This window comes from Cystobacter fuscus (assembly GCF_044360685.1).
In the GTDB taxonomy this organism is placed as follows: domain Bacteria; phylum Myxococcota; class Myxococcia; order Myxococcales; family Myxococcaceae; genus Cystobacter; species Cystobacter fuscus_C.
Genome location: NZ_CP043491.1, coordinates 2855734 through 2867624, shown reverse-complemented (window position 1 = coordinate 2867624; position 11891 = coordinate 2855734). Strand labels below are relative to the sequence as shown.

Annotated in this window: 12 protein-coding genes, 5 tRNA genes and 1 other RNA gene; 15 read left to right on the top strand and 3 right to left on the bottom strand. The window is 69.0% G+C overall.

Translation table 11 applies throughout. From position 1 onward, the window contains the following. The first annotated feature begins 28 nt into the window (after positions 1 to 28). The 8 genes from serS (at position 29) to ffs (ending at position 2565) form a co-directional block, all read left to right on the top strand. Positions 29 to 1309, top strand: a complete 1281-nt coding sequence (gene serS / locus F0U63_RS11885; protein WP_395845996.1) for a serine--tRNA ligase — start codon at positions 29 to 31, stop codon at positions 1307 to 1309. 80 nt (positions 1310 to 1389) lie between these two features. Continuing rightward, a tRNA-Ser gene (locus tag F0U63_RS11880) sits at positions 1390 to 1476 on the top strand. Positions 1477 to 1514: 38 nt separating this feature from the next. Continuing rightward, a tRNA-Ser gene (locus F0U63_RS11875) sits at positions 1515 to 1604 on the top strand. Positions 1605 to 1692: 88 nt separating this feature from the next. Continuing rightward, positions 1693 to 1769: transfer RNA gene (locus F0U63_RS11870), tRNA-Arg, on the top strand. A 26-nt stretch (positions 1770 to 1795) separates the two neighbouring features. Next, positions 1796 to 2263 (top strand): tRNA adenosine(34) deaminase TadA, encoded by a 468-nt coding sequence (gene tadA / locus F0U63_RS11865; protein ID WP_395845995.1) that lies wholly within the window; start codon positions 1796 to 1798, stop codon positions 2261 to 2263. 5 nt (positions 2264 to 2268) lie between these two features. Continuing rightward, positions 2269 to 2355 (top strand) — tRNA-Ser (locus F0U63_RS11860). Between the two features lie 12 nt (positions 2356 to 2367). Then, positions 2368 to 2454 (top strand) — tRNA-Ser (locus F0U63_RS11855). A 22-nt stretch (positions 2455 to 2476) separates the two neighbouring features. Then, an RNA gene (ffs, locus tag F0U63_RS11850) (signal recognition particle sRNA small type) lies at positions 2477 to 2565 on the top strand. 70 nt (positions 2566 to 2635) lie between these two features. On the opposite strand, the gene F0U63_RS11845 is transcribed toward ffs, so the two are convergent. Further along, positions 2636 to 3970, bottom strand: coding sequence for a glycosyltransferase family 39 protein (locus F0U63_RS11845; RefSeq protein ID WP_395845994.1), 1335 nt, complete (start codon positions 3968 to 3970; stop codon positions 2636 to 2638). Between the two features lie 300 nt (positions 3971 to 4270). Here F0U63_RS11845 and dnaX point away from each other — a divergent pair, with 300 nt between their 5' ends. The 4 genes from dnaX (at position 4271) to recR (ending at position 7343) form a co-directional block, all read left to right on the top strand. Next, positions 4271 to 5485 (top strand): DNA polymerase III subunit gamma/tau, encoded by a 1215-nt coding sequence (dnaX, locus tag F0U63_RS11840; protein WP_395845993.1) that lies wholly within the window; start codon positions 4271 to 4273, stop codon positions 5483 to 5485. 73 nt (positions 5486 to 5558) lie between these two features. Beyond that, on the top strand, positions 5559 to 6335 hold the full coding sequence (locus tag F0U63_RS11835; protein WP_395845992.1) for a DNA polymerase III subunit gamma/tau: 777 nt from the start codon (positions 5559 to 5561) through the stop codon (positions 6333 to 6335). A 90-nt stretch (positions 6336 to 6425) separates the two neighbouring features. Further along, positions 6426 to 6743 (top strand): YbaB/EbfC family nucleoid-associated protein, encoded by a 318-nt coding sequence (locus tag F0U63_RS11830; protein WP_002626759.1) that lies wholly within the window; start codon positions 6426 to 6428, stop codon positions 6741 to 6743. 6 nt (positions 6744 to 6749) lie between these two features. After that, complete coding sequence (recR, locus tag F0U63_RS11825) at positions 6750 to 7343, top strand: recombination mediator RecR (protein WP_095985392.1); 594 nt, start codon at positions 6750 to 6752, stop codon at positions 7341 to 7343. A 14-nt stretch (positions 7344 to 7357) separates the two neighbouring features. Here the strand turns inward: recR and F0U63_RS11820 are convergent, their stop codons facing one another. Beyond that, positions 7358 to 9010, bottom strand: coding sequence for a serine/threonine protein kinase (locus F0U63_RS11820; RefSeq protein ID WP_395848360.1), 1653 nt, complete (start codon positions 9008 to 9010; stop codon positions 7358 to 7360). A 427-nt stretch (positions 9011 to 9437) separates the two neighbouring features. Here F0U63_RS11820 and mglB point away from each other — a divergent pair, with 427 nt between their 5' ends. From mglB to F0U63_RS11805, 3 genes are all read left to right on the top strand, one after another. Beyond that, the gene (gene mglB / locus F0U63_RS11815; RefSeq protein WP_002626753.1) at positions 9438 to 9917 is read left to right on the top strand and encodes a gliding-motility regulator GTPase-activating protein MglB; all 480 of its coding nucleotides are present in this window, start codon (positions 9438 to 9440) and stop codon (positions 9915 to 9917) included. 11 nt (positions 9918 to 9928) lie between these two features. Next, a complete protein-coding gene (gene mglA, locus F0U63_RS11810) occupies positions 9929 to 10516 on the top strand; it encodes a gliding-motility regulator Ras-like GTPase MglA (RefSeq protein WP_002626752.1) in 588 nt (195 codons plus the stop codon). Between the two features lie 108 nt (positions 10517 to 10624). Then, positions 10625 to 11074 carry a cyclic nucleotide-binding domain-containing protein gene (locus F0U63_RS11805; protein ID WP_395845991.1) on the top strand — a complete coding sequence of 150 codons (450 nt, stop codon included), beginning with the start codon at positions 10625 to 10627 and terminating at the stop codon, positions 11072 to 11074. On the opposite strand, the gene F0U63_RS11800 is transcribed toward F0U63_RS11805, so the two are convergent. Continuing rightward, on the bottom strand, positions 11065 to 11889 hold the full coding sequence (locus F0U63_RS11800; RefSeq protein ID WP_395845990.1) for an inositol monophosphatase family protein: 825 nt from the start codon (positions 11887 to 11889) through the stop codon (positions 11065 to 11067). The genes F0U63_RS11805 and F0U63_RS11800 overlap by 10 nt on opposite strands. Between the last annotated feature and the right edge of the window lie 2 nt (positions 11890 to 11891).

Sequence of the window (11891 nt, the reverse complement as noted above, 5' to 3'; positions counted from 1 at the left end):
GGGCGTGGGGTGACTACAAACCGCCGCCATGCTGGATCTCAAGAACGTCGCGCAGAACTTCGATGCGGTGGTCGCCCGGCTGCAATCCCGGGGCGGCAGCCTGGACCTCGGCCCCTTCAAGAGTCTCGTGTCGGAGCGGCGCGAGCTCTACGTGGCCATGGAGTCGCTCTCCGCGCGCCGCAACGCCGCCAACGAGGAGATGAAGCGCAAGGCCAAGGAGGATCCGGCGGCGCTGGAGTCCCTGCGCGGCGAGATGCGCGCCGTGTCGCAGAACATCAAGGAGAAGGAGGCGCGGCTCAAGGAGGTGGAGGAGGAGCTCAGCCGCATCCTGCTGCTCATCCCCAACATCCCGCACGAGTCCGTGCCCGAGGGAGCGAGCGCCGAGCAGAACGTGCAGGTGCGCATCTGGGGGGACAAGCCCCAACTGCCCTTCACGCCCAAGCAGCACTTCGAGCTGGGCGAGAAGCTCGGGATGCTGGACTTCGAGCGCGCCGCGAAGGTGTCCGGCTCGCGCTTCACCTTCTACAAGGGAGCGCTCGCGCGGCTGGAGCGCGCGCTCGTCTCCTTCATGATCGACGTGCACACCCAGAAGGGCTACGTCGAGCTCCTGCCGCCCTACCTCGTGCTGCGCGAGACGATGATGGGCACCGGCCAGCTGCCCAAGTTCGAGGACGACGCCTTCAAGACGGCGGGCGAGCCCGAGCGCTTCCTGATTCCCACCGCGGAAGTGCCCGTCACCAACTACCACGCGGATGAAATCCTCGAGGGCGAGTCGCTGCCCCTGCGCTACTGCGCCTTCAGCCCGTGCTTCCGCGCCGAGGCGGGCGCGGCGGGCCGGGACACCCGGGGCCTCATCCGCCAGCACCAGTTCCACAAGGTGGAGATGGTGAAGTTCGCCTCGCCGCAGACGAGCCTCGACGAGCTCGAGAAGATGACGGACGACGCGTGCGACATCCTGCGGCGCCTGGGGCTGCACCACCGGGTGATGCTGCTGTGCACCGGCGACATGGGCTTCTCCGCCCAGAAGACGTACGACATCGAGGTCTGGCTGCCCGGCCAGGGAGCGTACCGGGAGATCTCCTCCTGCTCGGACTGCGGCGACTTCCAGGCGCGCCGGGCGAAGATCCGCTTCCGCGCCCAGAAGGGGGACAAGCCCCAGCTCGTCCACACGCTCAATGGAAGTGGCCTGGCCGTGGGGCGCACGAGCATCGCCATCCTGGAGAACTACCAGCGCGAGGACGGCAGCGTCGTCATCCCCGAGGTGCTGGTGCCGTACATGGGCGGCCTCAAGGAACTGCGGCCCTTGTGAAAAGACGTTGTTGCAATGGGCGTCGGATGTTGTAGAAGGGCGACCCACGCAGTTCGGTGGGTCGCGCGGCTCCACGAAGTGGAGGAGTGGCCGAGCGGCTGAAGGCAGCGGTCTTGAAAACCGCAGGTGGCGAAAGCTTCCCGTAGGTTCGAATCCTACCTCCTCCGTTTTGTTGTCCGTGGTTCTTTGACAGGTCTGGCACACTGGAGAGATGGCCGAGAGGCTGAAGGCACAGGTTTGCTAAACCTGCATACTCGAAAGGGTATCGAGGGTTCGAATCCCTCTCTCTCCGCCACTCATCAAAAGGTTGTAGAAGCAGGCGGAAAAAAGTTGTTGTGGTAGGTCGGCAGTGGTTGTAGGAAGCGGTACGAAGGAAACGGCAAGCTCCCTTAGCTCAGCTGGATAGAGCGTCGGACTACGAATCCGAAGGCCGGAGGTTCGAATCCTCCAGGGAGCGCCATCTTTCCTCGGTCCTCTTCCCCCCCCATGAGTCTGGACGAAGCTTTCATGCAGCAGGCGCTCGCGCTCGCGCGGGAAGCCGCTGGACTTGGGGAGGTACCTGTCGGCGCGGTCGCGGTCCACGATGGCAAGGTCATCGGTACGGGCTTCAACCGGCGCGAGATCGACCGCAACCCCCTGGCGCACGCGGAAATCTTCGCGATGGACGCGGCGGCCAAGGCCTTGAACGCCTGGCGGCTCTCTGGTGTCACCCTGTACGTGACGTTGGAGCCCTGCGCGATGTGCGCGGGAGCGCTGGTTCAATCCCGGGTCACCCGGTTGGTTTTCGGAACCTCGGATCCCAAGGCGGGCGCTGTCGGCTCGCTCTACAACCTGGCCGAGGAGCCCCGGCACAATCACCGGCTCCAGGTCACGAGTGGCATCATGGCGGACGAGAGCCGCCAGGTTTTGAAGGACTTCTTCGAGCGGTTGCGCGCGAAGAAACGCGACAAGTGAATATTGGAGAGCTGGCCGAGTGGTCGAAGGCACCTGACTCGAAATCAGGCATACCGGGAACGGTATCGTAGGTTCGAATCCTACGCTCTCCGCAGCAGTCTCATGGAGAGGTGGCCGAGCGGTTGAAGGCGCACGCCTGGAACGCGTGTATATCTGAAAGGGTATCGTGGGTTCGAATCCCACCCTCTCCGTTGTTGTTGTAGCTGAAGAGCTTGTGGTCGGGACAACGTGGGGACGTGAATCCCGCCAGGTCCGGAAGGAAGCAACGGTAGCGCACCTCCGCGTGTGTCCCGGCCGTTCTTGTGAAGGAGCCGAGCCCCCTGCCCAGGGAGTTCGGCTCCTTCTTTTTTGGCCGTCCGCTCCGCCGCTCGCTCAGGGCCGCGTGAGCATCGTCTCGCGTCCCACCCGCCCCACCACCTGGAAGCCCGCGGCCTGGAGCTCGGCGAGCGCCCGGCCCTCGAAGGTGACGGCGCGGTTGAAACGCGCGTCCCGCATGGCCCGCTGGAAGTTGGCGTCCTGGGGCCAGTCGCACGTCATCCAGGGGATGTTCTTGCCGATGTAGAAGAAGCCCCCGGCGCCCCAGAGCCCCTCGTTGACGATGAGCAGGCCCCGGGTGTCCTCGTCCCGGGTGGCCGAGACGATGGCGCGAAACTGGTCCCCGCGCAGGTCCTCCGAGAGGAAGAAGACGCCCGGCACCACCGTCATGCCCAGGAGCAGCACGCCCCCCATCGCCCGCCAGGCCATCCCCGCGCGGGACACCACGAAGCCCGCGGCCACCGGGGCGGCGGCCAGCACGAGCAGCAGCAGTCCCGGGTAGAGGAAGCGCTCCTCCTTGTGAGCGGTGGAGAGGAGCGCGGCGAAGTAGCCCACCGCGCACAGCCCCGGCAGGGACAAGGAGGGCCGCTGGCGCCAGGCCGCCCAGGCCAGGGGGGCCACCAGCCAGAGCCACCCGGGCAGACCGCGAAGGAGAGGTGCCAGGTAATAGGAGGGAGGCGAGGCACCGAACTGGCGTGCCGCCTGGCCCGAGAGGACGTTGAAGTCGACGTAGGCCAGGAACGAGTGGAAGGGCCGGCCCCACGTCACCTGGTCGAGCACCCCCAGCGCCACGGCGACGACACCGCCCGCGAGGCAGGTCCAGGCGAGGGTCCGCCATCGCCGGGCTCCCACCAGCCAGACGAGCGCCATCAGCACCATCACCGCCGAGCCGTAGCGCACCACCACCGCCAGTCCCAGCGCCGCTCCGCCCACGAGGCCCGCGCGCGCGGAGCGCTCCGGACAGTCCAGTGCCTCCAGGGCCACCACCAGGAAGGCGGCGGAGAGCGACTCACCCAGCGTGCGGCCCGCGAAGACGAGCACCGGGCCGTAGAGGCCCACGGCGAGCATCGCGAGCAGTCCGCCTCGAGCTCCGACGCGCCGCTCGGCGAAGCGGTACGCGGCCCACAACATCCACCCGTGCAGGGCCACCTGGGGGACGGCGAGCAGCGCCCGGTAGGCCACCGGGTGCGAGAGGCCCAGCACCGAGGCGAGCCGCAGGAGCCCCGAGGCCACCAGGGGCGCGGCCCAGTTGCGCAGGCCCACCCGCCACTCCCACGCCAGGACGCCATACCCATGGGCCCGGAACCAGGCCGGCTCCAACAACTGGTACACCTCGTCCGGATGGATGCGCCCGAGCTGCGCCACCGCGAGCAGCGCGGGCAACAGCGCCACGCCCACTCCCAACCATACGCCCCATGCTGGAGCTCCCCCCTGGCGGGCAGTCACGTCGGACACGGGTTCAGGGGAGGCGGGAAGTGGGGGCAGCGGCGCGGGAACGGTCATCGGGAGGCTCGGCGTGACTCTCCCTGGCCTCCCGGACGAGCGCAAGGCGGGCGACGCCTCCGACCCCGCGTGAAGCGCCCGACTCCCGGAGTGGTCTCCTCCTTTTCCAGGAAGTGACCTGAAAAGTCGAGTGGGACGCGCGGAAGACGTGCGTTGGCGAGGAGGCCATGGTTAGATTCACCTACCCCCATGAGCTACCTCGTTCTCGCCCGTAAATGGCGCCCGCAGACTTTCGACGACATGACCGGCCAGGAGCACGTGGTCCGCACCGTCGCCAACGCCATCAAGATGGATCGGGTGGCGCACGCCTACCTGTTCTGCGGACCGCGAGGCGTGGGCAAGACGACCGCCGCCCGTCTGCTCGCCAAGGCCCTCAACTGTGAGAAGGGGCCCACCGCGAACCCCTGTGACACCTGCCAGGCGTGCCGGGAGATCGCCGCGGGCACCTCGGTGGACGTGGCGGAGATCGACGGCGCCTCGAACAACGGCGTGGAGAACGTCCGGGAGATCCGCGAGAACGCCAAGTACCTGCCGCAGCGCGACCGGCACAAGATCTACATCATCGACGAGGTCCACATGCTCTCGGGGGCGGCGTTCAACGCGCTCCTCAAGACGCTGGAGGAGCCGCCCGGCCACGTGAAGTTCATCTTCGCGACCACCGAGGCGCACAAGCTCCCGGACACCATCCTCTCGCGCTGCCAGCGCCACAACTTCCGGCGCATCCCCGCCAAGGTGATGCTCGAGCGGCTCAAGTACATCTGCGAGCAGGAGAAGGTCGCCATCTCCGAGCGGGCGCTCTCCATGGTGGTGCGCCAGTCCGAGGGCGGCATGCGCGACTCGCTCAGCCTCCTGGATCAGATCTTCTCCGCCTGTGGCGCCAACCCCAGCGACGAGGCCGTGGCCGATGCCCTGGGCGCCATCGATCGCACGGTGGTGCAGGACTTCGCCGAGGCCCTGGTGCGCAAGGACGCCAAACGCGTGCTCGAGCGCGTGGAGGAGGTCTTCAACCGCGGCACGGATCTCAAGCGGCTCACCGAGGAGCTCGCCCTGCAGCTGCGCCACCTCTTCGTGGCCAAGACGCTGGGCGAGGCCCCCACGGAGCTCGCCGAGACCGAGCGCACCGCGCTCAGCGCGCTCGCCAAGGACGCGGACGCGGCGCAGATCTCCCGCCTCTTCGACATCGTCCACGGGTGCGTGTGGGACGTGTCGCGCGCGGCCCAGCCCCGGCTCGCGCTGGAGATGGCCCTGCTCAAGGCCATCCAGCTCTCGCCCGCCGGCTCCATCCCGGACCTGCTCGCGCGCGTGGATCGTCTCGCCGCCGGCCTGGGCGCCGAGGACGCCCCCAAGGTAGCCCCCGGAGCGCCAGGAGGTCGCTCCAGTCCGGCCAACTTTCGCGCCCACTGAGCGCGCGCCCACGCCCGCCCCCCGTCCTCCTCCCGTGGCCGAGCCCCCGCGCCCGGCCGCGATCGCCCGCGACATGCCTCCGGCGAGCCCCGTGCCCGCTCAGCCCGTGGTGCGCGTGACGAACGTGCGTCCTCCCCCGAGGGCACCCGTCGCCGCGCCGGAGCCGCCTCCCGTCGATGACGAGCGCTACTTTCCCGAGGAGGGCCCGGCCGACGGCTGTGCGTCCGGCGAGTGCCTCCCGGAGGAGCCCCCTCCGCCCGAGCCCGAGTCCGTCCGGCCCTTCGACGTCCATCACGCGCGCCCCGCGGGGGCCGCCGCCGCGCCCATGATGACCGCCTCGGGCCGCGACAATCCCCGGCGTCCGCTCCAGGACCGGTGGCGCGCGGCCGTGGACACCATGCGTCAAGCGTCGGGCCGGCACGCCAAGTCGCTCGCCTGTGGCCGCCTCTTGTGGATCCGCGAGGGAGAGGTGGCCATCGCCTACCCGCCCAAGGATGGCTTCCACAAGGCCACGGTCTCGGGCAGCGGGCGCGCCATCGTCGAGAAAGCCCTCGCCGAGCACTTCGGCCGTCCCACCAAGCTCGTGGTGCAGGACTGCGCGGAAGGCGACAAGGCGGCGGAGGGGGCCGTTGGCCCGGAGACGGGCACCGGACTCATCAGCCTCGCCGAGCAGGATGCCTCCGAGCGGGCCGCGTACGAGAAGAGCACCGAGGGCCGGGTGCGCGCCCATCCCGCGGTGCGCGCCACCCTCAAGCTGCTCGGCGGGGAGATCGAACACATCCAGGTCTACGACCTGCCCGTGCGTCCGGTGGCTGCCCCGACGAGCGAGTCTCCTGACGAGAGCCCCTGACAACGCGCTCGACGGACGCTAGGGTGCGCGCTCCGACTCACCCCGAGCGGGCGCGTGTCCTGCCCGCTCGCACGCCCCAAGAGGAAGCACATGCCCGGCATCGACCTGAACTACTTCATCCGTCAGGCCAACAAGCTCACGGAGAAGATCGAGCAGCGCAAGAAGGAGTTGGCCGAGGAGACCGTCGAGGCGCAGGCCGGCGACGGCCGGGTCAAGGTGGTGGCCAACTGCGTGCAGGAAGTGCGCAGCATCAAGATCGACAAGTCCCTGGTGGACCCGAACGACCTGGGCCTGCTCGAGGACCTGGTGACCGCCGCCGTCAACGCTGCCCTGGCGAGCAGCCGCGAGAAGATGCAGCGGGAGCTGGGCAAGATCTCGGGCGGCGTGAAGATCCCCGGTGTTACCTGAGATCGAATGACGCCTGATCCTCTCAACCGCCTGGTCGCCCAGCTCGCGAAGCTCCCCGGCATCGGGGAGAAGACCGCCCAGCGCCTCGCCTTCCACATCCTGCGTGCCCCGGGCGAATACGCCATGGATCTGTCGCAGGCCATCCGCGAGGTGAAGGAGAAGGTGCACCTGTGTGGCCGGTGCTTCTCCCTCACCGACGCGCACCTGTGCGGCTTCTGCCAGGACCAGCGGCGCGATGACCGCGTCGTGTGCGTGGTGGAGTCCTTCGCGGACCTGATGGCCCTGGAGCGCACGCGCGAGTTCAAGGGGCGCTACCACGTGCTGCACGGCGTGCTCTCGCCGCTGGATGGCGTGGGGCCCGAGCAGTTGCGCATCAAGGAGCTGCTCGAGCGGCTCGGGGACGGGCGGGTGGAGGAGATCATCCTCGCCACCAACCCCGACGTGGAGGGCGAGGCCACGGCGCTCTACCTCACGCGCCTGCTCAAGCCCGCGGGCATCCGCGTGAGCCGCATCGCCCAGGGGCTGCCCATGGGGGGAGACCTCGAGTACGCCGACCAGGCCACGCTCGCCAAGGCCCTCAGCGCCCGGCGCGATCTCTAGCGCCCCCCAACGGGCTAGCGCGTGACGCGATAGCCCAGCGGCAGCACCACCGTCACCGCGTCGCCGCGGTACGCGGGAAAGCGCAACCGGTTCAACTTCTGCTCCAGGCACTTGCCCAGCGGGCGCTCCGCCAGCGCCCCTTGAGTGCTCGTCTCCGCCCGGCCCGAGGGCTGGATGGTGAAGCGCATCCGCACCTCGCCCTCGTCCGCGCGCAGGTCCTCCTTGTGCCGCTCGAAGCACGGCAGGTAGCTCGCCCGGTTGCGCGTCACCACGCGCTGGATGTCCGCGACCTCCAACGAGGCGGGCACCTTGCCCTTGCCTGGCACGGACGCCTGCCGGGAGGAGCCCCGCCCCGCCTGGCGTGTCCCGGGCGTCTCCTTCCCGGTGGGCTCCGCAAGAGGCGAAGGGGATGCTGTCCCCGCGTCCGGGAGGGCCTCGGGTGCCGGGGAGGGCGTCACCTGCGCCAGGGAGGGAGGCCCCTCGAGGGGGGGAAGCACCGGGGAGGAGGCCCGGCGCGAGAGGAGCACGGCCCCCCCACCCACCAGGCCCAGCGCCAGCGCTCCGGCGGCCCACGGCAGCCACCCGCCCGGCGGCCCGGGCCTGCGTCGCGGAGCGCCCGTGACCATCGGAGAGCGCACCACCTTGGAGCCGCCCCCCTTCCCGGACGGATCGAACGGCGGGACGAACGTCTTCTCCCGGTAGCGCTCCTCGCCCACGCTCGCGCGCAGGTACGCGGAGAGGTGGGCGGGGGTCGCCGGGGGGTACTCACGCGACAGCAGCCGCTCGAGCGCGTCGGCGAACTCGGCGGCGGAGCCATGGCGGCGCGCGGGGGCGGGGGCCATGGCCTTGAGCACCACCGCCTCCAGCTCCGGGGACAGCTCGGGCCGCAGGGTGCGCGGCCGAGGGAAGTCCCCCTCGCGCAGCGCATCCAGCACCGCCGCGTCGCGCTCCCGGGCGAAGGGCCGCACATGGGTGAGGGCCTCATAGAGGCACACCCCCAGCGAGAAGACGTCCGCGCGCCGGTCCACCGCGCCGCCCAGGGCCTGCTCGGGCGCCATGTAGATGACCTTGCCCTTCATCTCTCCCGGGCGCGTGGCGGCCCCTCCCGCCTGGGCGACCCCGAAGTCCAGCACCTTCACCTGCCCCTCGAACGTCACGTACAGGTTGGAGGGCGACACGTCGCGGTGGACGATGTTCAGCGGCTGGCCCGAGGCGTCGACGAAGTCGTGCGCGTAGTGCAGCCCGCGCGCCGCGTCGGCGAGCACCCGCAGCACCAGGGGCACCGGCATGAACTCCCGCCGCAGGCTCGCCAGGCGCACCAGGGTGGAGAAGTCCTCCCCGGCGAGCCACTCCATGCAGAGGTAGGCGCGGCCCTCCACGCTCCCCTGCTCGTACACGCGCACCAGGTGGGGGTGGACCAGTTGCGTCGCCAGGCGGCCCTCCTGGCGCAGCATCTCCAGGAAGTCCGGCTGGCCCACCAGCGCCTGGCGGATCCGCTTGATGACGACCTCGCGCGCCCCGTCCTGTCCGTCCGAGCGCCGGGCGAGGAAGATCTCCGCCATTCCGCCCTCGGCCAGCTTGCGCCGGAGCACGTACGGCCCGAAGGATTGGCGTATCCAGGGGCCCGGAGCGGTGGGGTCCGCCAGGGGAGGAGGGGTTTGCGTCATGGGCAAGCGGGGCGTGTTCGCCTTCGCACACGGGGGGCCGCCTGGCCTGGAACCCGCCCCCCCGCCGAGCGCAAGAAGGAGGGCGTGAGACGCGTTCGAAGTTCGAGCGGACCCCGATGGGCGCAGTATAGTGGATACCGGATGATTTCCCCGGTAATGGGTGGACTCGTCCGGAATTTTGAAATCCCCTTCGCATGGATGATGCTCCCCACCCGATGACGGCCTTCCCCTCCCCCCTGCACGCGCACGGGCGCCCGATGCGCGGACCCCTCCGCACAGAAGGTGGCGGCTTCTTGCGGGGTGGCAGGGGCTTTGCTAAAGCTCCCCCGGTCGGGAGCACCGCACCTAACCTCCGAAATTCACTTCGGAAACCGGCAGGGGCCGCCGCAGCACAGGTCGAGCGAGACGCGTAGGAGCGTAAACGCCCATGGGCACGCAATTGGTGATGTACGAAGAGGAGTTCACCAAGATCAACGCGGTTTGCGACCGGCTGACCAAGGACGCGAACGCGAAGGTGGTGTTCCTCGTCGACAAGAACGGTCAGCTCATCTCTTCCGCGGGGCAGACCCAGAACATCGACACCACGTCACTGGCCTCGCTGACGGCCGGCAACGTGGCGGCGATGGGCGGCCTGGCCAAGCTGATTGGCGAGAACGAGTTCCCCCATCAGTTCCACGAGGGGGCCAAGGACTCGCTCTACATGACCATCGTGGGCAGCCGCGTGGTCCTGGTCGTCATCTTCGACAACCGCACGAGTCTCGGCCTGGTGCGCCTGCGCATCAAGAAGGCCAGCGACGAACTGACCAAGATCTTCGAGAGCCTCGTGAAGAAGACCGATGGTCCCGGTGTCGGCTCTCCGTTCGCCGAGATTTCCGACGACGATATCGACAACCTCTTCAGCGAGTAATCCGAGAAGCCATGTCCTTCATCAACTACTCGTCTCGCGAAATCAACTGCAAGATCGTCTACTACGGTCCCGGGTTGTGCGGGAAGACGACGAACCTGCAGTACATCTACAACAAGACCGCCGCGGAGACGAAGGGCAAGCTCATCTCGCTCTCCACGGAGACGGACCGCACGCTCTTCTTCGACTTCCTGCCACTGTCGCTCGGGGAGATCCGCGGCTTCAAGACGCGCTTCCACCTGTACACGGTGCCCGGTCAGGTCTTCTACGACGCCAGCCGCAAGCTCATCCTCAAGGGCGTGGACGGCGTGGTGTTCGTGGCCGACAGCCAGGTCGAGCGCATGGAAGCCAACATGGAGTCGTTGGAGAACCTGCGCATCAACCTGGCCGAGCAGGGCTACGACCTGAACAAGATCCCCTCCGTCATGCAGTACAACAAGCGAGACCTGCCCAACGCGGTCTCGATGGAGGAGATGCACAAGACGCTCAACGCGCGCAACATCCCCGAGTACCAGGCGGTGGCCCCCACCGGCGTGGGCGTGTTCGACACGCTCAAGGCCGTGGCCAAGCTGGTGCTCACGGAGCTCAAGAAGGGCGGCTAGGTGTTTCCCGCCCAACCCGGGGGCGAGGCCCAGGTGGTCCTCGCCATCGGAGGGGTGCGCACGGAGTAGACTCCGGACCAGCCACCTGAGTCTCGGGGGACGGGAGACATGGAGAAGCTGGCCGTCGTGTCGTCATCGCCGTTGTTCGAGATGCTCTCCAGCGCGGAACTCGCCCACCTGGCCGAGCTGTCCGAGCGGCGGCGCTACTCCGCTGGCGACGTGGTGTTCGAGGAGGGCGAGCGCGGAGACAGCCTCTACCTCATCGCGCGGGGAGAAGTGGAGCTGACGCGCAGGGATGGCGGCGGCGTGTCCCGTCCCCTCACGGTGCTCGGCGCGCCGGGCTTCTTCGGGGAGATGAGCCTCATCGATCTCGAGGACCGCTCCGCCACCGTACGGGCACGCACGGACACGGAGCTGTTGCGGCTCACCACCGAGCACCTGGCCACCTTCCGGCAGCAGCATCGCGAGGGCTTCACCTTCCTCGTCCTCAACATCGCACGCATCCTGTCGGCCCGGGTGCGCGAGGCCAATGCCCGGCTGTCCGCCCGTCAGGGGTAAAGCGCGCGGGGGCTCCAGCCGATGTCCCCGAGCAGGCCCTTGCTCTCGGCGATGAACTGCGGCGCCAGGCCCGGCGCGCACGCGAGCACGTCCCCGTAGCCCACCCGGTACGGCGCCCCGTCGATGCGCACCATCACCCCACCCGCCTCCTGCACGAGCAGCGCTCCCGCCGCCTCGTCCCACGGCTTGAGGCCGAACTCGAAGTAGCCGTCGAAGCGCCCCGCCGCCACGTACGCCAGGTCCAACGCGGCGCTGCCCGTGCGCCGCATGCCCTGCGCCCGGACGATGAAGCGCCGCAACATCCCCAGCGGCCCCTCGGGCCTGTGGTGCACGTCATACGGAAAGCCCGTGCACAACAGGGCGCGCGAGAACTCCGTGCACCCCGACACCTTCAACGCGCGTCCGTTGAGCGTCGCTCCCTGCCCTCGCGCCGCGGAGAAGAGCTCCTCGAGCATCGGATCATAGATGGCGCCCGCGAGCAGTCCGTCCGGCCCCTCCACCCCCACGCTCACGCAGAAGTGCGGCACCTGGTGCGCGTAGTTGGTGGTGCCATCCAGCGGATCCACGATCCACCGGATGCCCGAGCCCTGTGAGGCGCCGCTCTCCTCGGCCAGCACCGCGTGGTGGGGGTAGTGCTGGCGGATGAAGCCGAGCACCGCCGCCTCCGCCGCGCGGTCCGCGTCGGTGACCAGATCGATGCCCCCCTTGTACTCGATGGTGCGCTCACCGTGGAAACGCTCGGCGAGCAGGCGGCCCGCCAGACGGGCACCTTCCTCGGCGATACGGCGCAACGTGGCCGGAGACTCATCGGACATGG

Excerpts from the sequence above, each read along its gene's own strand:
- F0U63_RS11830 (WP_002626759.1), top strand. The coding sequence starts at position 6,426 with ATGCCCGGCATCGACCTGAACTACTTCATCCGTCAGGCCAACAAGCTC.
- mglA (WP_002626752.1), top strand. The coding sequence starts at position 9,929 with ATGTCCTTCATCAACTACTCGTCTCGCGAAATCAACTGCAAGATCGTC.
- dnaX (WP_395845993.1), top strand. The coding sequence starts at position 4,271 with ATGAGCTACCTCGTTCTCGCCCGTAAATGGCGCCCGCAGACTTTCGAC.
- tadA (WP_395845995.1), top strand. The coding sequence starts at position 1,796 with ATGAGTCTGGACGAAGCTTTCATGCAGCAGGCGCTCGCGCTCGCGCGG.
- F0U63_RS11800 (WP_395845990.1), bottom strand. The coding sequence starts at position 11,889 with ATGTCCGATGAGTCTCCGGCCACGTTGCGCCGTATCGCCGAGGAAGGT.
- F0U63_RS11805 (WP_395845991.1), top strand. The coding sequence starts at position 10,625 with ATGGAGAAGCTGGCCGTCGTGTCGTCATCGCCGTTGTTCGAGATGCTC.
- F0U63_RS11820 (WP_395848360.1), bottom strand. The coding sequence starts at position 9,010 with ATGACGCAAACCCCTCCTCCCCTGGCGGACCCCACCGCTCCGGGCCCC.
- F0U63_RS11835 (WP_395845992.1), top strand. The coding sequence starts at position 5,559 with ATGCCTCCGGCGAGCCCCGTGCCCGCTCAGCCCGTGGTGCGCGTGACG.
- recR (WP_095985392.1), top strand. The coding sequence starts at position 6,750 with ATGACGCCTGATCCTCTCAACCGCCTGGTCGCCCAGCTCGCGAAGCTC.
- serS (WP_395845996.1), top strand. The coding sequence starts at position 29 with ATGCTGGATCTCAAGAACGTCGCGCAGAACTTCGATGCGGTGGTCGCC.
- mglB (WP_002626753.1), top strand. The coding sequence starts at position 9,438 with ATGGGCACGCAATTGGTGATGTACGAAGAGGAGTTCACCAAGATCAAC.